The organism is Allobosea sp. P4_E12, from assembly GCF_056401655.1.
The window spans coordinates 1-23,720 of record NZ_JBFUIY010000009.1 but is presented as its reverse complement, the minus strand read 5'-3'; the positions used below and the strand labels follow the sequence as shown (position 1 = coordinate 23,720).

Annotated in this window: 16 protein-coding genes and 3 pseudogenes; 17 read left to right on the top strand and 2 right to left on the bottom strand. The window is 63.4% G+C overall.

The features are described from left to right. Window positions 1-32 precede the first annotated feature (32 nt). From AC1DW9_RS13340 to AC1DW9_RS13320, 5 genes are read left to right on the top strand one after another with little or no spacing between them, the layout of a single operon-like run. A complete protein-coding gene (locus AC1DW9_RS13340; protein ID WP_476768507.1) occupies window positions 33-1,010 on the top strand; it encodes an ABC transporter permease in 978 nt (325 codons plus the stop codon). Further along, window positions 1,007-1,915 (top strand): ABC transporter permease, encoded by a 909-nt coding sequence (locus tag AC1DW9_RS13335; RefSeq protein WP_069879499.1) that lies wholly within the window; start codon window positions 1,007-1,009, stop codon window positions 1,913-1,915. The genes AC1DW9_RS13340 and AC1DW9_RS13335 overlap by 4 nt, the downstream gene beginning before the upstream one ends. Then, entirely contained in the window at window positions 1,912-2,892 is a 981-nt protein-coding gene (locus tag AC1DW9_RS13330; protein ID WP_069879500.1) for an ABC transporter ATP-binding protein, read from the top strand. The genes AC1DW9_RS13335 and AC1DW9_RS13330 overlap by 4 nt, the downstream gene beginning before the upstream one ends. Further along, window positions 2,889-3,896: an ABC transporter ATP-binding protein gene (locus AC1DW9_RS13325; protein WP_441488306.1), complete on the top strand. Its 1,008-nt coding sequence runs from the start codon at window positions 2,889-2,891 to the stop codon at window positions 3,894-3,896. Before AC1DW9_RS13330 ends, AC1DW9_RS13325 begins: the two co-directional genes overlap by 4 nt. Next, complete coding sequence (locus tag AC1DW9_RS13320; protein ID WP_476832117.1) at window positions 3,893-4,768, top strand: alpha/beta hydrolase family protein; 876 nt, start codon at window positions 3,893-3,895, stop codon at window positions 4,766-4,768. The genes AC1DW9_RS13325 and AC1DW9_RS13320 overlap by 4 nt, the downstream gene beginning before the upstream one ends. Before the next feature lie 90 nt (window positions 4,769-4,858). On the opposite strand, the gene AC1DW9_RS13315 is transcribed toward AC1DW9_RS13320, so the two are convergent. Beyond that, window positions 4,859-6,277: a M20 family metallopeptidase gene (locus tag AC1DW9_RS13315; RefSeq protein WP_476776035.1), complete on the bottom strand. Its 1,419-nt coding sequence runs from the start codon at window positions 6,275-6,277 to the stop codon at window positions 4,859-4,861. 201 nt (window positions 6,278-6,478) lie between these two features. Here AC1DW9_RS13315 and AC1DW9_RS13310 point away from each other — a divergent pair, with 201 nt between their 5' ends. From AC1DW9_RS13310 to AC1DW9_RS13270, 9 genes are all read left to right on the top strand, one after another. Continuing rightward, a complete protein-coding gene (locus AC1DW9_RS13310) occupies window positions 6,479-8,266 on the top strand; it encodes a peptide ABC transporter substrate-binding protein (RefSeq protein WP_476776034.1) in 1,788 nt (595 codons plus the stop codon). Between the two features lie 169 nt (window positions 8,267-8,435). Next, the gene (locus tag AC1DW9_RS13305; RefSeq protein ID WP_113510931.1) at window positions 8,436-9,395 is read left to right on the top strand and encodes an ABC transporter permease; all 960 of its coding nucleotides are present in this window, start codon (window positions 8,436-8,438) and stop codon (window positions 9,393-9,395) included. Then, entirely contained in the window at window positions 9,361-10,302 is a 942-nt protein-coding gene (locus tag AC1DW9_RS13300) for an ABC transporter permease (protein ID WP_113510930.1), read from the top strand. The genes AC1DW9_RS13305 and AC1DW9_RS13300 overlap by 35 nt, the downstream gene beginning before the upstream one ends. Before the next feature lie 21 nt (window positions 10,303-10,323). Beyond that, window positions 10,324-12,174, top strand: coding sequence for an ABC transporter ATP-binding protein (locus tag AC1DW9_RS13295; protein ID WP_113510929.1), 1,851 nt, complete (start codon window positions 10,324-10,326; stop codon window positions 12,172-12,174). 357 nt (window positions 12,175-12,531) lie between these two features. Then, a complete protein-coding gene (gene asnB / locus AC1DW9_RS13290; RefSeq protein ID WP_476776033.1) occupies window positions 12,532-14,430 on the top strand; it encodes an asparagine synthase (glutamine-hydrolyzing) in 1,899 nt (632 codons plus the stop codon). Window positions 14,431-14,563: 133 nt separating this feature from the next. Then, window positions 14,564-16,501, top strand: coding sequence for an asparagine synthase (glutamine-hydrolyzing) (asnB, locus tag AC1DW9_RS13285; RefSeq protein ID WP_476776032.1), 1,938 nt, complete (start codon window positions 14,564-14,566; stop codon window positions 16,499-16,501). A gap of 25 nt (window positions 16,502-16,526) precedes the next feature. Next, window positions 16,527-17,486 carry an NAD-dependent epimerase/dehydratase family protein gene (locus AC1DW9_RS13280; RefSeq protein WP_476776031.1) on the top strand — a complete coding sequence of 320 codons (960 nt, stop codon included), beginning with the start codon at window positions 16,527-16,529 and terminating at the stop codon, window positions 17,484-17,486. Window positions 17,487-17,494: 8 nt separating this feature from the next. Then, window positions 17,495-18,436 carry an NAD-dependent epimerase/dehydratase family protein gene (locus AC1DW9_RS13275; protein WP_476776030.1) on the top strand — a complete coding sequence of 314 codons (942 nt, stop codon included), beginning with the start codon at window positions 17,495-17,497 and terminating at the stop codon, window positions 18,434-18,436. Between the two features lie 74 nt (window positions 18,437-18,510). Further along, a complete protein-coding gene (locus AC1DW9_RS13270) occupies window positions 18,511-19,575 on the top strand; it encodes an NAD-dependent epimerase/dehydratase family protein (RefSeq protein WP_476776029.1) in 1,065 nt (354 codons plus the stop codon). Between the two features lie 479 nt (window positions 19,576-20,054). Here the strand turns inward: AC1DW9_RS13270 and AC1DW9_RS13265 are convergent. Then, window positions 20,055-20,297 (bottom strand): annotated as a pseudogene (locus tag AC1DW9_RS13265) (integrase core domain-containing protein); the annotation flags it as partial. A gap of 260 nt (window positions 20,298-20,557) precedes the next feature. Here AC1DW9_RS13265 and AC1DW9_RS13260 point away from each other — a divergent pair. The 3 genes and pseudogenes from AC1DW9_RS13260 to istB form a co-directional block, all read left to right on the top strand. Next, a pseudogene (locus AC1DW9_RS13260) lies at window positions 20,558-20,861 on the top strand (IS110 family transposase); the annotation flags it as partial. Window positions 20,862-21,260: 399 nt separating this feature from the next. Then, window positions 21,261-22,799, top strand: a complete 1,539-nt coding sequence (gene istA / locus AC1DW9_RS13255; protein ID WP_476777560.1) for an IS21 family transposase — start codon at window positions 21,261-21,263, stop codon at window positions 22,797-22,799. Between the two features lie 17 nt (window positions 22,800-22,816). Beyond that, window positions 22,817-23,568, top strand: a pseudogene (gene istB, locus AC1DW9_RS13250) (IS21-like element helper ATPase IstB). Window positions 23,569-23,720 lie beyond the last annotated feature (152 nt).

Sequence of the window (23,720 nt, the reverse complement as noted above, 5' to 3'; positions counted from 1 at the left end):
TCCAGTAAGCGTAGCAGAGTCGATCAAACGCAATGACCGCCTATGTTTTGCAGCGGCTGATCCAGAGCGTCATCGTTCTGCTCGCGGTCTCGGTCGTGGTTTTCTTCGCCGTCTATGGCATCGGAGACCCGATCGAGCTCCTGGTCTCGCCACAGGTCAGTGCCGCCGAGCGCGCGGCCCTGATCAAGCGGCTCGGCCTCGACCTGCCAGTCTGGCAGCAATATTTCACCTTCATGGGCAATGCCCTGAAGGGCGATCTCGGGCGCTCCTTCGTGCATGGCGTGCCCGCGATCGAACTGATCCTCGCCCGTCTGCCCGCGACCTTCGAACTGGTGCTGCTGGCGATGATGCTGGCCGTCACGGTCGGTGTGCCACTCGGGCTGTTCGCGGGACTCGATCCTGACAGCCGGCCGTCACGGATCATCATGGCGAGTACCGTGCTCGGCTATTCCCTTCCGAATTTCTGGAAGGGGATGATGCTGATCCTGCTCTTTGCGGTCGTGCTTGGCTGGCTGCCGACGGCCGGCCGCGGCGAGACCGTCTCCGTGCTTGGCGTACAGACCAGCCTGCTCACGCTGGACGGGCTGCAGCATCTGATCCTGCCGGCGCTCAACCTCGCCATCCCTAATACGGCACTGATGATCCGCCTCGTCGCGGCCGGCACGACCGAGACGATGACGCAGGACTATGTGAAATATGCCCGTGCCAAGGGCGTGCGCCGCAAGCGGATCGTCGGTCGGCACGTGCTGCGCAACATCCTGATCCCGGTCGTGACGGTGGTCGGCATCGAGTTCGGCAGCCTCGTCGCCTTCTCCACCATCACTGAGACGGTCTTCGCCTGGCCCGGCATGGGCAAGCTCCTGATCGATTCGATCTACCAGCTCGATCGGCCGGTGGTCGTCGCCTATGTGCTGCTGGCAACGCTGCTCTTCGTCACGGTGAACTTCCTCGTCGATATTCTCTATGCCGCGCTCGATCCGCGCGTGAAGCTGACCGGAGACATGGCATGAGCGCGCCGGCGAAAGCTCCAGTCGTGCCGGCCTATGCCGATACGCCCCTGCGCGAGAAGGTGTTGCGCCGGATCCGGAACCGGCCGACGACGCGCGGCGCCGCGATCCTGCTCGGTATCCTTGTCCTGCTCGCCGTACTTGCTCCCGTCATCGCGCCGCAGAACCCGCACGACCTCGCCTCGTTGAGCGTGATGGACAACCGGCTGGCTCCGGGAGACAGCGGCATGACCGGCATCACCTACTGGCTTGGTAGCGATGCCCAGGGTCGCGACATGCTGAGCGCGATCCTCTACGGGCTTCGGACCAGCCTGATGGTTGGTCTCACGGCGACCGCGGGCGCGCTCGTCATCGGCATTACCGCCGGCCTGCTCGCAGCTCAGTTCGGCGGCGCGGTCGATGCCGTGATCATGCGCGTCGTCGACTTCATGCTCGGCTTTCCCTCGATCCTGATCGCGCTCGTGCTGCTCGCCTCGATCGGCCGTGGCGTCGACAAGGTGATCTTTGCGATCGTGCTGGTGCAATGGGCGCAATATGCACGATTGATGCGTGCCGCCGCCCTGGTCGAGCGTCGCAAGGAATATATCGAGGCGGCGCTGAATTTCGGTCTGCCGACCCGACATATCATGCTGGCCCATCTCCTGCCGAACTCGGTCGGCTCGGTGCTCGTGGTGGCCTCGATCAGCATTGCGAGCGCAATTACGCTGGAGGCGACCCTGTCCTTCCTCGGCGTCGGCGTGCCCGTGACGCAGCCTTCGCTCGGACTGCTGATCGCCAACGGCTTCGAATTCCTCCTCTCCGGCGAATACTGGATCGCGGTATTCCCCGGCATCGCGCTGGTGCTGCTCATCATGTCGCTCAATCTTGTCGGCGACCGCCTGCGCCGCAGCTTCAACGTGCGCTCATGAGTGCTCCGCTTCTCGAGGTCCGGGGACTCAGGACCGTCTTCCACGCGCTCGATGGCGCCTGGCCGGCCGTCGATGGCGTCGATCTCAGCGTCGCGCGCGGCGAGGTGCTCGGGCTGGTCGGAGAATCCGGTTCCGGCAAGTCGGTGACCGGTTTCTCGCTGGTCCAGCTCATCGATCCGCCGGGCGAGATCGTTGCGGGCGAGATCACCTTCGCCGGAGAGAACCTTCGCGAGGCGTCCGAAGAGCGGCTGCGCAAGCTGCGCGGCGATCGCATCGCCATGATCTTCCAGGATCCGCTGATGACGCTGAACCCGGTGCTCAGCATCGGCGAGCAGATGAGCGAGGCGATCCTGGAGCATCGCCAGTGCAGCCGCGCGGAAGCGCTGAGCGAGGCGGCCAAGGCACTGGCACGTGTCGGCATCTCCTCGCCGGAGGCACGCCTCAAGCAGTTCCCGCATGAGTTCTCGGGCGGCATGCGCCAGCGTGTCGCGATCGCGACCGCGCTGCTGAATGCACCCGACCTGATCATCGCCGACGAGCCGACCACCGCGCTCGACGTCACGATCCAGAGCCAGATCCTGTTCGAGGTCCAGAAGCTCAGCCGTGAAACCGGTACGGCGGTGCTGTGGATCACCCATGATCTCGCGGTCGTCGCCGAGCTCGCGGACCGGGTCGCCGTGATGTATGCCGGCCGGGTCGTCGAGATCGGTCCGGTCGACTCCGTGCTCGACCAGCCGCGGCATCCCTATACGCTTGGTCTGCTGAATTCCTCGGCCGCGATGGTCGAGCCGGGTGAGCGCTTGAACCAGATCGACGGCGTCGCGCCGCGGATCGATGGGCGCCCGAGCGGCTGCCCATTCCGCCCCCGCTGCAACCGGGTCCAGCCGATCTGCGCGGAGCAGGATCCGACGCCGACCGGGACCGCCGAACGCAGCTTCCGTTGCCATAACCCGGTTCCGCAGGGAGAGGCAGCATGAGTGCGCCCGTCTTCGAACTGAAGGGTGTGACCAAGCACTTCCGCCGCAGCCCCACCCTGGCGGAACGCATCCTGATGGCGACCGGTCGCGGCAAGGCGCCGCCGGCGCTGCGAGCCGTCGACGGCGTCGATCTCAGCGTCAAGCGCGGTGAAGTCCTCGGGCTCGTCGGTGAGTCCGGCTGCGGCAAGTCGACCCTGGCGCGTGTCGCCACCGGCATCCTCAAGCCGAGCACGGGCGAGGTCATCTACGAACAGAAGCCGGTGGCCGGGCTCAAGGGCAAGGACCGGCTCGAGTTCCTGCTCAAGGTCCAGATGATCTTCCAGGACCCCTACGCCTCGCTCGATCCACGCATGAAGGTCAGCCGGATCGTCGGCGAGGCGCTGAGCGTCCATAAGCTGCTGCCGAAGGCTGAGATCGAGGCCGCTGTCGACCAGGCGCTGACCGAGGTCGGGCTCGATCTCGCCTATCGGGAGCGTTATCCGCACCAGTTCTCGGGCGGCCAGCGCCAGCGTATCGGCATTGCCCGCGCGCTCGCGGTGAAGCCTGATTTCCTGGTCTGCGACGAACCGGTGTCGGCGCTCGACGTGTCCATCCAGGCCCAGGTCATCAACCTGTTCATGGATGTGCGGGAGCGGCACGGGCTGACTTATCTCTTCGTCAGCCATGATCTTGGGCTGGTGCGCCATATCAGCGACCGGGTCGCGATCATGTATCTCGGCCGGATCGTCGAGATCGGATCTGCCACTGCCATCTTCGCCGAGCCGGCGCATCCCTATAGCGCGGCCCTGATCAAGGCGATCCCGTCGGCGGCCGGGCGCAAGCGTGATTTCCAGCCATTGAAGGGCGAGTTGCCGTCGCCACTCGCACCGCCGCCAGGCTGCCCGTTCCACCCGCGCTGCGAGCTCGCGATGCCCGTTTGCCGTGAGGTCCGGCCAAAGCTGACCGAGATCGCGCCCGGCCGCAGCGCCGCCTGCCATTTGCACAAGGCCCCGGAGACCGCATGACCACCGCTTCGCTTACGCCCGCTATCGGCCGCAGCACTCTGCCTTTCGTCGATCGCTTTCATCCCGACAGGCCGCTCGAGGTCAATATCTATCGTCCCGCCGGCCACAAGCCGAACGACCCGGTAGTGGTCGTGCAGCACGGCATGCTGCGCAATGGCGACGAGTACCGCGATTTCTGGATCGATGCTGCGGAGAAGCACGGCCTCCTGATCGTCGCCCCGACCTTCTCCAACGAGCATTATCCGCAGGCCGAAGGCTATAATAACGGGCTCGTTCTCGGGGCCGGCGGCGCGATCGCTGCACGCGACACCTGGCTCTATTCCGTGCCGCAGCGTGTGCTCGAGGCGCTGCGTGCCGGTGGCGTCATCGACCGTCCGGTGATCCGCATCTTCGGCCATTCGGCCGGCGGTCAGTTCGTCCATCGGATGCTGGCGACGCAAGGCTCGGAACCCTTCGAGGCGGCGATGGCCTCCAATCCGGGCTGGTACACATTGCCTTGCCTTGACAGGAGTTTCCCGGAAGGCCTCGGTGAGCTCGGGCTGGATCAAGCGGCGCTGGCGCGTTGGCTTGCCTATCCGATGATCATTTTCGCCGGTGACCAGGACATCGCCACCGCCGATCCGAACCTGCCATCGCAGGCCGAGGCGCTGGCTCAGGGGCCGCATCGCTACGGCCGGGCCCACTTCATGCTCGACTTCGCCAAGCGCGAGGCGGCCCGGCTCGGGCTGTCCTGCAACTGGCAGCTGATCACGGTGAACGGAATCGGCCATGACGGCGCGGCGATGTCGCGTGCCGCAGCGGCCTACTGGTTCGAGGGCGGCCGTATTCCCTCAGCCGAGGAACTGGGCCAGCAGGCCGCTCCGGTCCTCTGAGGTCATCGTTCGTCGCGGCGTGCTGCCGCGGCGACTTGAAACCGAAAGCTGTCCCCAGCCGCCAGTGGCGGCTGGGGATTGTTTTATGTCTCAGCCGCGCGACATGTTCAGCGGCGGCTGCACTTCCCCCGGCAGTGGCGAGACATAGCCATCCTTGCCGACGCGGGTCTTCAGGTCGGCCTTTGCCGCAGCCATCAGGGCAGGGTCCGAGAGCACGGCGGCTCCGGTCGCTGCCATCGCCTTGGCAACCTGGACCATGGCCTTGTGCGCGGCCGGGCTTTTGCCCTGCGCCACCACCTGCCAGGTGTGGAAAGGCGTGCCGATCGCGACGGTTGGCGCGTGAGCCTGAACCGTCGGCACGACCCAGCTGACGTCGCCGACATCCGTCGAGCCGATCATCGGATTGCGCGGCGCGTCGAGCGGGACGACGAAATCGGCAAGCGGAGCCTCGGTTTCAGGCAGGCCGATCGAGCGCCAGGAGGACGCGATCTCCTGAGGCGAGAGCGTCGAGCGGATATCGCGGGCGAAGGCGCGGTCGGTCTCGTCGAAATGCGGAGCGCCGAGCTCCTCGAGAATGCCGTGCATGGCCTTCTCGAGCGGGGTGTTGCCGACGACGTTCGAGACGGCGCTGATGATGCGCATCTCCATCTTGGTTTCGGTCATCAATGCCGCGCCCTCGGCGATCTTGCGGACGCGTTCGACGAGCTCGAGCATGCCGGGCAAATCGCGCGCGCGAATCGAGTAGCGGACGCGGGCATGCGCCTGCACGACGTTGGGGGCGATGCCGCCCGTATCCAGCAGCGCGTAGTGCACGCGCGCGTCGCTTGGCATGTGCTCGCGCATATAGTTGACGCCGACACTCATCAACTCGACGGCGTCGAGCGCGCTGCGGCCGAGATGCGGCGAGGCCGCAGCATGGGCGGCGCGGCCGGTGAAGATGAAATCGGCACGCGTATTGGCGAGCGAGAGGGGAGGGGTGACCTCCCAGAAGCTCGACGGGTGCCAGGAAATCGCAACATCGGCGTCGTCGAAGGCACCCGAGCGAACCATGAAGGCCTTGGCTGCGCCGCCTTCCTCAGCAGGGCAGCCATAGTAGCGCACGCGCCCCGGGATCTTGTTCTCGGCCAGCCAGTTCTTCATCGCAGTGGCGGCGAGCAGTGCGGCGGAGCCGAGCAGGTTATGTCCACAGCCATGACCATGGCCGCCATCCTCGAGCGGCTGGTGCGTGGCAACACCCGCCTCCTGGCTGAGGCCGGGGAGTGCGTCATATTCGCCGAGGAAGGCGATGACCGGGCCGCCTTCTCCGGCCTCGCCGATGACGGCTGTCGGGATGTCGGCGACGTTCTCGGTGATTCGAAAGCCCTGGTGGCGGAGCTCGGCGACATGTTCGGCCACGGAGCGCTGTTCGGTATAGCAGACCTCGGGCATGCCCCAGACCCGTTCGCTCAGCGCGATGAAGCGCTCCTTGCTTGCGTCAACCTGGCGCCAGAGGTCGTTTCGATTGTCCATTTTTATCTCGCTTCTAAGTGTTTCCGCATTTGAGCAAGCCAGGAGAGTCTCGTCCAGTCAGTTCCAAGCGGGACTGCAAGGCGCTGCGCTGCATGGTTGACGCGCTCTTTGGCACATGCCTTGCTGGGAGCAGCTTGAGGGAAAAGCAGGGGGCGCAAGACCTCCGGAGTTTTGTCGGTTGCCGATTGGCGGAGGGTATGTATGAACGAACACGGCCTGCGAGGTTTGATCGCGGATGTGAAGGAAGGTGGCCTGTCGCGGCGCTCCTTCGTGCAGAAGATGGTGGCGCTGGGACTGAGCGCACCGATCGCAACCCAGATGCTGGCCTGGAACGGCGTTGCGATGGCGCAGCCGGTCGACGATTACAAGCCGACCAAGGCCGGTGGCGGCGGGCCGCTGAAGATCCTGCTCTGGCAGGCGCCGACCCTGCTGAACCCGCATTTCGCCTCTGGCACCAAGGACCAGGAGGCCTCGCGCGTCTTCTATGAACCGCTCGCCGGCTGGGATGCCGAAGGCAATCTCATTCCGTGCCTCGCTGCCGAAGTCCCTTCCAAGGAGAATGGCGGTCTCTCGGCCGACGGCAAGTCGGTGACGTGGAAACTGAAGCAGGGCGTCAAATGGCATGACGGCAAGCCGTTCACGGCCGATGACGTCGTCTTCAACTGGGAATATGCAGCCGATCCGGCCACCGCCGCCTACACCACCGGCTCCTACAAGGACATCAAGGTCGAGAAGGTCGACTCCCACACTGTCAAAGTCATCTTCGCCGAGGCAACGCCGTTCTGGGCCGATGCCTTCGTCGGCGTCGCTGGCATGATTATCCCGAAGCACCATTTCGGCGAGTTCAAGGGAGCTAAGTCGCGCGAGGCTCCGGCCAATCTGAAGCCCGTCGGCACCGGCCCCTACAAGTTCGTCGACTTCAAGCCAGGTGACATCGTCACCGGCGAGCGCAACCCCGATTATCACGTCAAGAACCAGCCGCATTTCGACACGATCGAGGTCAAGGGCGGCGGCGACGCAGTCTCGGCGGCGCGCGCCGTGCTGCAGACCGGCGAGTTCGACTATGCCTGGAACATGCTGGTCGAGGACGAGATCCTCAAGCGCATGGAGACCGGCGGGCGCGGGCGCGTGCTGGCGGTTCCAAGCGGCAATATCGAGTTCATCATCCTCAACACGACGGATCCGTGGACCGAGGTCGATGGCGAGCGTTCGAGCGTCAAGACCAAGCATCCGACGCTCAGCGATCCGGCCGTGCGCCAGGCGATCAACCTGCTGATCGACCGCGATTCGATCCAGAAATTCATCTATGGCCGCGGCGGCACGGCGACGGCGAGCTTCGTCAACGAGCCGAAGATGTTCAAGTCGAATAAGCTGAAATACGAGTTCAGCGTCGAGAAGGCCAACAAGATCCTCGACGACGCCGGCTGGAAGAAGGGCGCCGACGGCATCCGCGAGAAGGATGGCAAGAAGCTGAAATACGTCTTCCAGACCTCGATCAATGCGCCGCGCCAGAAGACCCAGGCGATCATCAAGCAGGCCTGCCAGCGCGCCGGCATCGATCTCGAACTGAAGTCGGTGACCGCGTCCGTGTTCTTCTCCTCGGACGTCGCCAACCCCGACACCTACACCAAGCTCTACTCCGACATGGAGATGTACACCACGACGCAGCCGCAGCCGGATCCGGAGCGCTTCCTCAACCAGTTCACCTCCTGGGAGATCGCCAACAAGGAGAACAAGTGGCTCGGTCGCAACGTCTCGCGCTACGCCAGCAAGGAAGCGGACGACGCCTACAAGGCTGCGCAGAAAGAGCTCGACCCAGCCAAGCGCGCCGCGCTGCTGATCAAGGTCGATGAGGCCTTCTGCGAGGCCAACGTCATCCTGCCGCTTCTGTCGCGTACGCGCGTCGCCGCGGCGGCCAACAACCTGGTGCCGAAATACAGCGGCTGGGACAGTGACGTCTGGCGACTGGCGAGCTGGTATCGCAGCTAGTAGAAGCGGCCAATCCCTTAGCGAAAGCGCAATGCGCTCTCGCTAAGGGTGAGTACCGACCGTTCATTGACCGGCCGGAGCCGGATCATCGCAGGGGCGTCTTCGTCGCTCCCTGCATCCTTCGGTTCCGGTTTACGGTCCCGATCCGCACGCTGACAGAGACCTGTACATGGCGAGTTACCTCATAAGGCGATTGCTCATCGCCATTCCGAGCCTTCTAGGCATCAGCCTGATCCTGTTTACGGTTCTTGCGCTGGCGCCTGGCGACCCGTTCGAGGAGCTCGCGACCAATCCCAATGTGCCTCCCGAAGTCCGAATGGCGTTGCGCGCGAAGTTCGGCATCGATGATCCGGTCATGGTGCGCTATGTGCGCTGGCTGACGGCCATGGTGCAGGGCGATTGGGGCTTTTCCTTCGCCAGCCGAATCAATGTCGACGATCTCATCCTGCAGCGGGTCCCGACGACGCTCTTCGTCGTTGGCAGCTCGCAGCTGCTGGCGCTTGCGATCGCGCTGCCGGTCGGCATCTATGCCGCGACGCGGCCTTATTCGGTCTTCGACCAGATCGCCAACACGCTCGCCTTCGTCGGTTTCTCGCTGCCGACCTTCTTCACCGGCCTGCTCTTCATCCTGCTGTTCTCGATCAAGCTGGACTGGCTGCCCTTCGTCTATCGCTCCGATATCGCGGCGACAGGCTGGCGCTGGTACTGGGAGATGATGCGGCAGGCGCTGATGCCGATCCTGGTGCTCGGTCTCTTTCAGGCAGCCTCCTATACGCGCTATGTGCGCTCCGCCGTGCTCGACGTCGTCAGGCTCGACTATGTCACCACCGCCCGGGCAAAGGGCCTCAGCGAGACGAAGGTGACGATCCGGCATGTGGCGCGCAACGCGCTGATCCCGGTCGTCACGCTGGTCGCGCTGCAGATGCCGGCGGTCTTCGGCGGTGCTATCGTCACGGAACAGATTTTCCGTGTGCCCGGCATCGGCTCGCTGCTGATCACGGCGATTCTCGCCAACGACACCCCGGTCGTCATGGCGGTGACCTTCGTCTTCGCCTGCCTCGTCGTTTTCTTCAACCTCATTGCGGATCTCCTTTATGGCTGGCTCGACCCTCGTATCTCCTTCCGCTGAGCCGACTTCCGGCTCGCCGGCGCGGAGCGTGTCGGTCTCGCCAGCGCGCGAGACCTGGCGCCGCTTCCGCCGACACCGCCTGGCAATGATCAGCACGATCGTGCTCGGCCTGCTTGTGCTCGGCGTCGTCATTGGCCCATGGCTCTGGCCTGTGGCGATCAACGATATCGACTTCGCGGCACAGCTGCAGACGCCGTCCTGGAGCCATCCGTTCGGCACCGACGATCTCGGCCAGGATATTCTGGCGCGGATGATCTATGGCGGGCGCATCTCGCTCGCAGTCGGCCTCGCCGCCATGGTGGTCGCCACGTTCGTCGGCGTCGTCGTCGGGGCGATCGCCGGCATGTCGCGCGGCTATGTCGACTCCTTCCTGATGTGGGTCACCGACCTCTTCCTGTCGCTGCCGCAGCTGCCGCTGCTGCTGCTGGTGATCTATCTGTTCCGCGAACAGCTCAAGGCCGTTTTCGGGCTTGAGGGCGGCGTCTTCGTCCTGATCGTTGTCGTCATCGGCGGGTTGCGCTGGATGCCTGTTGCCCGCCTGGTCCGGGCCCAGTTCTTCTCGCTGCGCGAGAAGGAGTTCGTGGAGGCGGCGCGTGCGTCGGGCGCGACGAAATGGCGACAGGTCGTCAGCCACATCCTGCCCAACGCGATGGGACCGGTCATCGTTGCCGGCACCATCGAGGTGTCGTCTGCGATCATCGCCGAATCGACCCTGTCCTTCCTTGGTCTCGGCTTCCCGCCGGACATCCCGACCTGGGGGCGGATCCTGTTCGACGCCAAGGATCATCTCGATGTCGCCCCGCACTGGGCCTTGTTCCCAGGTGCCGCGATCTTCCTCACCGTTCTCTCGATCAACTTCATTGGCGATGGCTTGCGCGACGCGCTCGACCCGCGCCGCGTGATCTAGGAAAGACTGGAAAGCTTCAGCATGACCTCTCCCATTCTCTCCGTTTCGCATCTGACCACCTCGTTCCGTGTCGAGGGGCAGTGGCGCTCCGTGGTCCGCGACGTTTCCTTCGATATCGGACCGAAGGAAACGGTGGCCGTCGTTGGTGAATCAGGCTCCGGCAAGAGCGTGACGGCGCTCTCGATCATGCGGCTGACACCGCCCGGCTCGAGCAAGATCGAAGGCTCGATCAAGCTCGGCGGCAAGGAACTGCTGACCTTGCCCGATGCCGATATGCGCCATATCCGCGGCAACGAAGTCGCGATGATCTTCCAGGAGCCGATGACGAGCCTGAATCCGGTGCTGACCATCGGTTTCCAGATCGCCGAGGCGTTGATCCTGCACCGCGGGTTGTCGCGCAGTGCGGCCGAGGCCGAGACGATCCGGCTCTTGGAGAAGGTCCGTATCCCGGCCGCGAAGTCGCGATTCAACGAGTATCCGCACCGCTTCTCCGGCGGCATGCGCCAGCGCGTGATGATCGCGATGGCCTTGGCCTGCAAGCCGAAGCTCCTCATCGCGGATGAGCCGACAACAGCGCTCGACGTGACGATCCAGGCCCAGATCCTCGAGCTCATCAAGAGCCTGCAGGACGAGGAGGGCATGTCCGTCCTCTTCATCACCCACGACATGGGCGTGGTCGCCGAGATCGCCGACCGCACGGTGGTGATGTATAACGGCCAGGCGGTGGAGACCGGCGCCACCGAGGATATCTTCGCCCGCGCCACGCACCCCTATACCCGGTCGTTGCTTTCAGCGGTGCCGAAGCTGGGCTCGATGATCGGCCACAAGCGGCCGATGCGCTTCCCGGTGGTCGACCGCGCAACGGGGCTGTCGGACGTCCCGACCGAGACATCCGATACTGTGGCGCATGCCGAGCGTCCGGTGCTCGAGGTCAGCGGGCTCACCACCCGTTTCGAGATCCGCGCGGGGCTGCTCGGCGGCGTCAAGGGCCGGGTCCATGCGGTCGAGAACGTCTCCTTCAGCCTGCAGGCGGGCGAGACGCTGGCGCTGGTCGGCGAATCCGGTTGCGGCAAGTCGACGACGGGGCGTTCGGTGATGCGGCTGATCGAGCCGCTCTCCGGCTCGGTGCTGCTTGACGGCGAGGATGTGCTGAAGCTCGACCAGCGGACCCTGCGCGACCGGCGCAAGCGCATGCAGATGATCTTCCAGGACCCCTTCGCCAGCCTCGATCCGCGCATGAATGTCGGCGCGGCGATTGCCGAGCCGCTGCTGATCAACAAGCTCGCGACCCGCTCGGAGGCCCGCGACAAGGTCGCCGAGCTGCTGCGCCGCGTCGGGCTTCAGCCCGATATGGCGAGCCGCTTCCCGCATGAGTTCTCCGGCGGCCAGCGTCAGCGCATCTGCATTGCACGCGCACTCGCGGTCGAGCCGCGGCTGATCGTGGCGGATGAATCGGTCTCGGCGCTCGACGTCTCGGTCAAGGCGCAGGTGATCAACCTGATGCTCGAACTGCAGGAGCGGATGAAGCTCGGTTATCTCTTCATCTCGCATGACATGGCGGTGGTCGAGCGCGTCAGCCACCGGGTGGCGGTGATGTATCTCGGCGAGATCGTCGAGATCGGCCCGCGCGAGGCGATCTTCGGCAATCCGCAGCACCCCTACACCAAGCGGCTGCTTGCGGCAGTGCCTGTGCCGGATCCGGCACGGCGCCTCGAGAAGCGCCCGGTCTCGAACGACGAGATCAAGAGCCCGGTGCGTGCGCCCGACTACGTCCCGCCGATCCGCCAGTTCCGCGAGGTCTCACCCGGCCATGCCGTGATGATCTGGGGCGAAGAGTGGGAGAAGCCGGCGGTGGTGGCGAAGGTAGCGTAACGTTGTTCGACATGCGGGGGCAGCGCCTTGCTGCTCCCGGCGTATCACTTTCTGTGTGCACTCGAGCGGGCCGATGAGCCACAGCGGCTTCAGCTCGTCGGCGCCGCGAACATGCTAACCCCTGATGGTTGGAGCGCCTGGTTGAGGCTGAGTCTGCGAGCCGGAGCGATCACCTGGGCATTTGTATGCAATGGCCTGTTCCGCCGGCCGCAGTTCAATGCCGGTGCGTCAACACCTCGTCTCGCTCAGGGGCTGTGCTCCTCTCGACCAATCGGGGTGCCATCAATATAAGCCTTCGCGAATGGTTGTTTTTGGCGGGGATCCGGTAGCCTGGATCTACACCGGCGAGGTTGGCTTATGTGTGGGATTTTTGGGTCTGTTGGCTTTGAGCCGGACCCCCAACGGATCGATGTCGTCGCACATCGCGGTCCCGATGGTCGTGGTTGGAGGACCTTTTCCAGCCGGGTAGGTCCAGTGGCGCTCGGGCATCGCCGACTTGCGATCATCGACGTAACGGATGCCGGATTGCAGCCGATGTGCGATCCGTCGGGCCGTTACTGGCTCGTGTTCAACGGCGAGATCTATAATTATATCGAATTGCGCGAGGAGATGCGGGCGAAGGGCGAGATCTTCGTCTCAGAGTCGGACTCCGAGGTACTGCTACGGGCCTACATGCTCTGGGGCGAGGACGCGTTGCCGCGGTTGCGGGGCATGTTTGCCTTTCTGATATGGGACGAACGAGACAAGAAGCTCTTCGCTGCGCGTGACCGGTACGGCATCAAGCCGCTCTACCTGTTTGCGACGCCGCGCGGTGCGGCCTTTGCCTCGGAGATCAAGCAATTGCTCGGCCTGCCAAGGCTGAGTGGTCGCATGAACATCGCGCGGGTGCACGATTTTCTTGCCTCCGGCATCGCCGACCACACGGCCGAGACGATGTTCGAAGGCGTGACGCAGGTGCGCGGCGGCGAGTGCGCCACGATCGATGCGAGCGCCTCGGACATCGTGACCGTCAAGTTGCGGCGGTGGTATCCGGCATCGGCCGGCGAGCTTTCGATTTCGGAGAGCGAGGCCGCGGAGCGCTTCCGCGAACTCCTGACGGATTCAGTGCAGCTTCATCTTCGGTCTGACGTTCCGGTCGGATCGTGCCTATCGGGGGGCCTCGATTCATCTGCGATCGTCTGCCTGATGTCAGGCATGATGGGCTCGGGCTCTGGCGGTTCGAGGGTCAACACGGTTTCCGCCTGCTATGCCGAGAAGAGTGTCGATGAGAAGCCGTTCATGGATGCGGTTGTTGCGCATGCCCATACCGAGCCGCATTTTATCTTTCCGAAGGCCGACGACGTGTTCCAGCGGGCCTCGGATATCACCTGGCATCAGGATGAACCCTTCGGTTCAACTTCGATCTTCGCGCAGTGGTGCGTGTTCGAGGAGGCGCGTCGCGTCGGCGTCAAGGTCATGCTTGACGGGCAAGGAGCTGACGAGCAGTTGTCCGGGTATCACAGTGGCTTCTCGTACTACATGGCTGACCTCACGCGCCGGCGGCAATTCGGCCAGTTGCTAACGACGATTATCGAGCGCAACCGCTATCACGGCACCCCCATCTACGAGCAGATTCGCAATCATCTCGTTCCGTTGCTACCGCGGGGGCTGGCAGGCCTGCTGCGCCGGCAGCACCGGGCGTTGACGCAACATGATTGGCTCGGCACCGATACCTTGCGACAGAAGGGCAATCCGCGGACGGCGCTTGAGCTCGCCTCGGATGAGCTCGGGTTGCCTGCCGTCACCGACCTCCGCTCGCTGTGCATAACGCTGACCTATGGTTCCAATTTGGCCATGCTGCTGCACTGGGAAGACCGCAACTCGATGGCACATTCTATCGAGGCGCGTGTCCCTTTCCTCGATCATCCGCTGGTCGAGTTCAGCCTCGCTCTGGGCAACGACCACAAGATCGTCGGTGGCGACACCAAACGGGTTCTGCGCCAGGGCATGAAGGGCATCCTTCCCGAAGCCGTGCGCGAGCGGCGCGACAAGCTCGGCTTCGCGACACCGGAGCAGATCTGGTTCCGGGGGCCACTGCGTGGTCTGGTTGAAGACGGGATCGAGAAGACACTGTCGCGCTACCCCGGGCTGATGAATGCGACAGGGGTGCGGGCGCTGGCGAAGGAAATGCTGGACGGCGACCGTCCGCTCGACTTCACGCTTTGGCGCATCGTGAATCTCGGCTTGTGGGGGGAACGCACGGGCGCGACCCTCTGAGGGGGAGCCCACGCAATGCTGACAACCGGCGGTACTCCTGATAAAGGCCGTCTAGGTTCAGCCAGTAGCTTGTGCCCCTGGTTTCGGTAAACGAGGTTCACCCTCCGTCCGGAGAGCTTTCAGAAGGTTTGCCATGTGCGGAATTGCAGGAGCGGTGTCGCTCGTTCGCCAGCCTGTCGCTAAGCTTGGGAACGCGCTCGCGACCATGAGCCACCTGATCGCGCATCGCGGTCCGGACGGGCAGGGCGTTTGGCAGGCGCCGGGCGACGTCTGCGGACTCGCCCATCGCCGGCTCGCCATCATCGACCTGTCGCCCGGTGGCCGCCAGCCCATGATCGGCGGCAATGGCGCGGTCATCACCTTCAACGGCGAGATCTATAACTACGTCGAGCTGATGGCGGAGCTGAAGTCGGGCTGGGACTTCCGCTCGTCCTCGGACACGGAAACCGTCCTGGCGGCCTATGCGAAATGGGGCGTGGACTGCCTGACTCATCTGCGCGGCATGTTCGCCTTCGGGCTGTGGGACGGCGAGCGCTTCTTCGCGGCGCGCGACCGCTTCGGCATCAAGCCATTTTACTATGCGGTGATCGAGGGTACCCTGTATTTCGCCTCGGAAATGAAGGCGTTGCTGCCACTGTTGCCGGAGATCGCGACCGAGGCGGACGCCCTGGCCGAGTACATGACCTTCCAGTACACGATCGGCGAAAAAACGCTGTTCAAACACATCCACACGCTGCTGCCTGGCCATGCGCTGACGGTGGAAAATGGTGAGTTGCGTGTCTTCCGCTATTGGGATGTGCATTACGACATCGACTGGGACCATACGCCGCGCTGGTTCGGTGAGGAAATGCGGAGTCGGCTGATCGATTCCGTCAACGTTCATCTGCGCTCGGATGTGCCGGTCGGCGCCTATATCTCGGGTGGTATTGATTCAAGTTTGATCGGCATCCTGGCGGGACGGGAGGAGGCTTCTGGTCGCATCGGGTTTCATGGCAAATTCACCGAGTTCCCCGGTTATGACGAAAGCTCCTATGCCGAATCGGCCTGTCGGAACGGCGGGATCGAACTCCATCAGATCGAAATCACGGCAAAGGACTTTCGCGATAACATCTCCAAGGTTCTCTATCACCTCGACACACCCGTAGGCGGACCAGGATCGTTCCCGCAGTACATGGTGTCGGAATTGGCTGCGCGGCATGTCAAGGTGGTGCTCGGCGGGCAGGGCGGTGACGAAATCTTTGGGGGCTATGCAAGATATCTGATCGCCTATCTCGAGCAGGCATTGAAGGCGTCGATCGACGGGACGCAGAAGAATGGCAACTTCGTCGTTACGCCCGAATCGATCATTCCGCATCTGACGGTGCTCCAGGAATACAAGCCGTTGATCCGGCAGCTCTTCTCCAAGGGGCTGTTCGGCTCGCTCGACGAGCGCTATTTCCGGCTGATCGACCGCTCTGCCGATATGGCTGACGAGGTCGATTGGTCGGCGTTGGATCGGGCGGGAGTGTTCTCGCGTTTCCAGGCCATCTTCAATTCAGAGCGGAATGTGAAGAAGGAAGCCTATTTCGACTCGATGACGCATTTCGACTTCAAATGCCTGCTGCCTGCGTTGCTGCAGGTCGAGGATCGGATGTCGATGGCGCATGGCCTGGAGTCGCGCGTGCCTCTGCTGGATCACTCGGTCGTCGAATTTGCGGCAACGATTCCGGCTGACATCAAATTCAAGGGGGGGCAGATGAAGCATTTCATCAAATCTACCTTCGCCGGTGACTTGCCGCAGGAACTGGCCCAGAGGCGCGACAAGATGGGCTTCCCAGTCCCGCTGAACGAGTGGTTCTCCGGAGAGCTGAAGGATATGGTCTCGGACGTCTTCTCGACTCAAAAGAGCCGGCACCGCGAGTTCTTCAATTCGGATGCGATCCTTGCCAATTTCGACAAGGCCGAGCGCTTCTCACGCAAGACCTGGGGGCTGATGAGCCTCGAGCTCTGGCATCAGCTCTTCCATGATCGCGCGGCCGACTATCGGCGCATGCTCGACGAGATCGAGCCTGCTCAGGTCGCTGCTCAATAACTTCAGATATCATAGGGACTTTACCATGAAGGTCTTCATTACCGGTGGCTCGGGCCAAGTGGGCTCGACAGCAGCGGACATGTTCCTCGAGCGCGGCGACACTGTGATGTCGCTAGACAATTTTGCGACGGGGCGCCGCGACAACCTGCTCGACAAGGACGGATTGACCCAGGTTGAAGGGTCGATCACGGATGGAAAGCTGCTTGACCAGCTCTTTTCCGAGTTTAAGCCGGACGTCGTTGTTCATACGGCGGCGTCCTACAAGGACCCGGAAGACTGGGAGACCGATGCCTTCGTCAACGCAGTCGGCGGCGCCAATGTCGCCAAGTCCTGCAAGACCCACAAGGTAGGCCGCCTGATCTATTTCCAGACGGCGTTGTGCTATGGAACCAAGCCGCTTCAGCAGCCAATCCAGCTCGATCATCCGATCAACCCCGTGAATTCGAGCTACGCCATCTCGAAGACGGCGGGCGAGCATTACGTCCAGTTTTCGGGGGTCGACTGGGTGACCTTTCGTCTCGCCAATGTTATCGGCCCGCGCAACGTTTCCGGACCGCTCCCAATCTTTTACGGGCGCCTTGCTGAGGGAAAGAAGTGCTTCGTCACGCCGGCCCGCCGCGATTTCTGCTTCGCTGGTGACCTCGCAAAGGTCGTGGTGCAGGCCGCTGACGGCAGGGGTAACGGGACCTACCACTTCTCGTCGGGCAAGGATGTCGCGATCAAGGAACTCTATGACGCCGTCGTTAAGGCGATGAAGCTCAACGACTATCCCGAGCCCGAGGTGAAGCCCCTCGGCCCCGATGATGCTCCCTCTATCCTTCTCGACCCATCCCGCACCTTCGCGGATTTCGGCGACGTTACATTCACGCCTCTCGAGGAGATTGCGCGCTTGTCCGTCGAGCGCTGGGAGAAGGAAGGTGTGGTCGGTGGCTACACGCATCTCAAAGAAGCCCGGGCCGACATCAAGACAGCGTCCAAGGCCTGAGACGAACGATGCGGATACTCATCACCGGCGGGGCCGGTTGCCTCGGCTCGAACCTGACCGAGCGATATCTTGACGCCGGGCACGACGTGCTCGTGCTCGACAATTTCGCCACTGGTCAGCGCGGTTCGCTGCCGGGCGAGCATCCCAGCATGGATGTCGTGGAGGGCTCGGTCACGGACCGGGCCCTGGTTGAGAAGCTGTTCGCGGAGTTCAAGCCGAGCCACGTGATCCATTCGGCGGCGGCCTACAAGGACCCCGACGACTGGCTGGAGGACACCCGCACGAACGTCGAAGGCACGATTCACGTGGCCGAGGCCGCAAAATCGGCCGGTGTCACGCGGTTCGTCAATTTTCATACGGCTCTCGGCTATGGCCGTCCGGAGCACCTGCCGATCCCTGTCGATGCTCCGGCTCGCCCTTTCACGAGCTATGGCATCTCCAAGCAGGCCGGCGAGAACTACCTGGCCATGTCCAGCCTGCCATTTGTCTCGCTTCGCCTGGCAAATGTGACAGGGCCGCGCCTCGCCATCGGGCCGATTCCCACCTTCTATACGCGGCTGAAGGCGGGCAAAGGCTGTTTCTGCTCAAGGACAGTCCGAGATTTCATCGACATGGACGATTTCTTTTCGGTCATGGATCTGGTCATGGCGGAGGGGGCGCCGACCGGCGTCTTCAATGTCTCCACGGGGACTGGCCACACGATCAAGGAGATTTTCGACATCGTCGTTGATCATCTCGGCCTCACCCTGCCCGAGCCCGTGCCCGAGGTCGAGCCTGGAGCGGACGACGTGCCTGCCGTGGTGCTCGATCCGTCGAAGGCGATAGAGACCTTCGGCTGGAGGCCGCGCTACTCGTTCGAACAGACCATTCGGCGGATGCTCACCTGGTATGACGCCCATGGCGTTACCGCCATCTACAGCCACCTGAAGGCGCCCCCGGCGAAAGCCTGAGCGGCGGAACCTCGAAGCCAGATTGCTCGCGGCGGGCAGGCGCCAGCTGGCGATGAAAAGAACGGATCGATTTCATGACCGAGACCTTCACGGGCAAGAACGTCCTCGTCGTTGGTGGCGCGGGCTTCGTTGGCTCGAATCTCGTGCGCTTCATCCTGAAGGAACGTCCCCGCAAGCTGACCATCGTGGACAATTTCCTGTCAGCCGATCCGGTCAATGTTCCGGATGATCCGGCGGTCCGGCTGGTATCTGGGTCGATTACGAGCGAGCGCATCCTGGCTGCGCTCGACGATGATCTCGACTACGCCTACCATCTCGCCTGCTTCCACGGGAACCAGTCCTCTATCCATGACCCTCTCATGGACCATGAAAACAATACGCTGACCACCCTGAAGCTGTTCGAACGCCTTAAGGACATCAAGTCGCTCAAGAAGGTGGTCTATTCCGCGGCGGGCTGCGCGGTCGCTGCCAAGACATTCGATGGTGCGACGGCAACGACCGAGGAGGCGCCCGTCTCCCTCTTCCATGACAGCCCGTATTCGATCTCGAAGCTCATCGGAGAGATGTACGGGAATTATTATCACACCCGCTACGGTCTACCCTTCGTGAAGGCGCGCTTCCAGAACGTCTATGGGCCGGGCGAGATCCTGGGGGCTGGGCGCTGGCGTGGTACGTCTGCCACTGTTTGGCGCAATGTGACCCCGACCTTCGTCTGGAAGTCACTTCATGGCGAGGCTATGCCGGTCGAGAACGGTGGTATCGCGACCCGCGACTTCATTTTCGTGGAGGACATGGCTCGCGGGCTGATGGCCTGTGGCCTCAAGGGTGACCCCGGCGAAATCTACAATCTCGGCTCCGGCGCCGAGGTCTCGATCCGCGAGTTGGCGGAACGGATCAACGCTGCGACTGGCAATGCCACCCCAATCGCGCTGACGCCTGCCCGCGACTGGGATCGCTCCGGCCAGCGCTTCGCGTCGACCGACAAGGCTCGCGAGAAACTGGGCTTCGTGGCCGAAATTTCGCATGAAGAGGGCATCCGCCGTACAGTTGAGTGGACGAAGGCGAATAGAGCAAATATCACGCGCTGTATGATGAGCCACGCGCATTTCGTGCCAGATGTACGGAAGTACGCAGTTTGAGGTCTCACCGGACGGTTGTTTTGTTACGTTGCGTCAGGTTGGCGTGCAGTTGATCATAGTATGGGCCCACTCTCTTTGGCGCGCCAATTATCGCGCGATCAAACATCTGATGGCGGCATTGCTTCGGGAGTCCAGCATTCGTTGGGGATTGAGCCAACAACGCATTGAATGCCAAACGCGACATCGGCTACCCTCGCCCCGGGAAGGGGCAGTCCACTCCGCCAAAAGGTGCTCGGGTGATGGTGGTATATGTCTATCGACGTAGCGAGAATCCAACCCTCAGCCCAGGCTGCGGCTAACAGTTATTGATTCCGGCCTGGCGGTCTGCTTTCCATCTCGATTTCTCGCATTCTGCTGTTCATCGCAGTCTATGAACACGCACTTCTGCGCAATGGGCAGCCGATCCGATTGGGCGCGGATCGCTTCTATTCGGGCGTTTCCTGATCTAGTTTGAAGTCCGCTCTGGCCCATTGAGAGGACTAGGTGTTCAGTCCCGGCATTTGATGGATTGGATCGAGCCTGAATCGTTCTGGCTCTGAAGTCCAGCATTTGCAGATGAACTCGTAGGGTGTGAGCCCCCTAAGGGTCTTCAGCCGGCGGCCGAAATTGTAGGCGGCAACGAAGTCTGTGAGGTGCGCCTCGAACTGGCGATGATCGTCATAGTGAAAGCGCTTGACGGTCGCTTCCTTGATGGTGCGGTTCATCCGCTCGACCTGCCCGTTATCCGGTATGTGATCTGCGGCGCCTTTTTTGTCCCGCTGTTCATCTTTTGGAACGGCCTTATGGTGAGCCCATCCGGGACGCGGGGCGCCGGGAGCACGAAGGTGCGGGCAGGCCGTCGAAAGACAGTGGGCTGAGAGCCCGAGCTCGTTACATGGCCGCCCCTCGCGACTTTCCCGGATGCGCTGCGAGCGCGGATCAGTAGGTGTCGTGTTGCCCGCCAGCTCCCGTCTTTAACCGAGCCCGGACGGAGGGAGCAGGCATGTGCATCATCGGACTGGACATCCCGCGGCTTCGGCGAGGCGGTGGCATGGGAGAACGGCAGGCTCAAGCGGCTGGGCCGCATCGACATGCGGCGCGACCTGCTGGAGGCATTCGCCACAAAGCTGTCGCCGGACGACATCGTGGTGATCGAGGCCACAGGCAATGCGATGTCGGCCGCGGCGGTGATCGCTCCGCACGTGGAGAAGGTGGTCATCGCCAATCCGAAGCAGGTGCGCGCGATTGCCTACGCCAAGATCAAGACCGACACGATCGACGCCGGCGTCCTGGCGCAGCTCTATGCCTGTGTTTCGGCCCTTTAATTGCGGTGAGCTGTCAACCTCGGATTTCGCGCCGTCATCGCCGGGGTCATGGTCCTTTCCGAGGTCGAGCGCCTCATGATGATGTTCGGGGCGGGTGCCTCAACGTGTGCAACGACGTTCCAGTGGACGTCAGCCGAAACAACGAGGTCACCACAACCGCCGTCCCGGCGGGGACATCGCGAGTGCCGAGATTGGCGCTCGTGAGCAGGTTGCGGATTCCGATTGAAGCGGGCGGGGTATTCCGAAGCGAAGCCGGCAGGGCATTCCGATTTGAAGCCGGCATGTGATTCCGAGATGAAGCCGGCACCCTGAAGGGGTGTTGGAGGCCTGGGTCAGCCACTCTGGCAGACGTTTTCCGTATCGACCGAGACGGAGACCGTGATGCCTGCGAAGAGGAAGCTGACCATGAGACAACTGCGGCAGATGCTGCGTTTGGCTGAGGAAGATCTGAGCCCCGGCGAGATCGGGCGTCGTCTTGGTGTGGCGCGCAGTACCGTGCAGGGGAACCTGGCACGAGCCCGGGAAGCCGGCCTGTCCTGGCCGCTGCCGGCGGAGCTGAGCGATGATGCGCTGGCAGGCCGGTTGTTCGCGCGATCCGGTGCTCTTTCGGGSGCGCGTCGCCGCCCCGAGCCGAACTGGGGCGACCTCGTCRTCGAGCTGAAGAAGCCCGGCGTGACGATGGCGATCCTGTGGGAGGAGTATCGCGGCGTCCATCCGCAGGGCTACGGCTATAGCCGTTTCTGTGACCTCCTGCGCGGCTTCCAGCGTCGGCTGTCGCCGACCATGCGTCAGGAGCACGTCGCCGGCGACAAGGTCTTCGTCGATTATTCCGGYAAGAAGCTCGGCATCGTCGATGCCCGGACCGGCGTCATCCGGGAGGCCGAGATTTTCGTCGGCGTGCTTGGCGCCTCGAACTTCACCTTCGCCGAGRCARGTTGGACCCAGGCCCTGCCGGACTGGATCGGCTCGCATGTGCGGATGTTCCGGTTTTTCGGCGGCGTCCCCCGCCTGATCGTGCCGGACAACCTGAAGGCCGGCGTCAACAAGGCTTCGTTCTACGATCCGGATCTCAACCGCAGCTACGGCATGATGGCCTCGCATTACGGCGTCGGCGTACTGCCGGCCCGCGTCCGCAAACCGCGCGACAAGGCGAAGGTCGAGAACGGGGTCCGCTTCGCGCAAAGCGCCATCCTTGGACGCTTGCGCAACCAGACCTTCTTCTCGCTGGCCGAGGCCAATGCCGCGATCCGCGACGCCGTCSACCGGATCAACGACCATGTCATCCGGCGCCTTGGCGTCACCCGCCGCCATCTGTTCGAGACCGTCGAGCGGCCGGCCCTGGCGGTACTGCCCGAGGATTACGAGTTCGCCGAGTGGCGSCTGGCCCGCGCCGGCGTCGATTACCACGTCGAGTATGACGGCTWTTTCTACTCCGTCCCCCACGGCCTGATCCGCGAACAGGTCGATCTGCGGGCCACCAGCCGGACGATCGAGGTCTTCCATCGCGGCCAGCGCGTCGCCGCTCACCAGCGCCGCTATGGCGGACGCCGGCACGGTACCAACCCCGATCACATGCCGAGCTCTCACCGGCGCTACGCCGACTGGAGCCCTGAACGGCTTCGGCGCTGGGCGGCGACGGTGGGCCCGAGCACGGAGGGCCTGGTCATTGCCATCCTGGCCAACCGCCCGCATCCCGAACACGGCTTCAGAACCTGCCTCGGCGTACTGCGCCTGTTCCGCGACCTCAAGCCGTCCCAGGCCGAAGCCGTCTCCGCGCGCGCCCTCGAGATCGGCGCTTTCGCCTACCGCGCGGTTGCCGCCATCGCCGCCAGACAAGCCGCGGCACCAGCCAGGACCTCCACCGAACCCGCCGCCATCATCGAGCACAGCAATCTGCGCGGCCCCGGCTACTTCCACTGACACCAGGAGACATCATCATGTTGATCCATCCCACCATGACCTTGCTCGCCGAGCTCGGACTGCACGGCATGGCCAAGAGCTTCCAGGAGCTCCAGGCCCARCCCGAAAGCCGCGCCCTCGAACATGCCGACTGGCTCGCCCTCCTGCTCGAACGCGAGAGCACCGCGCGCAGCCAAAAACGCTTCGAGAACCGCGCACGCACCGCCAGGCTGCGCCACAACGCCAGCATCGAGGATGTTGACTTCAAGGCGTCGCGCGGCCTCGACCGCGGGCTCTTCCTCAGCCTCGCCGGCGGCGACTGGATCCGTCAGCATCGCAGCTTGCTGATCACCGGGCCGGCCGGCGTCGGCAAGAGCTGGCTCGCCTGCGCCCTCGGGCAAAAGGCCTGCCGCGACGATGTCTCGGTCGCCTACCATCGCGCCCCGAGGCTCTTCACCACCCTGGCCCAGGCCGTGACGAGGGCCGCTACGCCCGCCTGCTCAAGGCGCTCGCCAGGGTCGAACTCCTGATCATCGACGACTGGGGGCCGGAAAAACTCGACGATACCCAGCGACGCGATCTCCTCGAACTCACCGAGGATCGTTACGAGCGCCGCGCCACCATCATCACCAGCCAGATCCCCGTGGACCGCTGGTACGAGATTATCGGGAATCCCACGATCGCCGACGCCGTCATGGATCGTATTGCCCACAATGCCTACCGCATCGAACTCGCCGGCGAGAGCATGCGAAAACGCCAGTCGCAGAGCCCTCCAGCCACGATCGCTTGACCGTCAAATCCATCCACGACAATCATCACGAACGACCCAGGCAAATCACCTCGCACCTGCCGGCTTCAAATCGGAATGGGGTGCCGGAATGAAATCGGAACAGGGTGCCGAATTCATATCGGAATTGCCCGCCGAATTCGTCGGAATCCGCA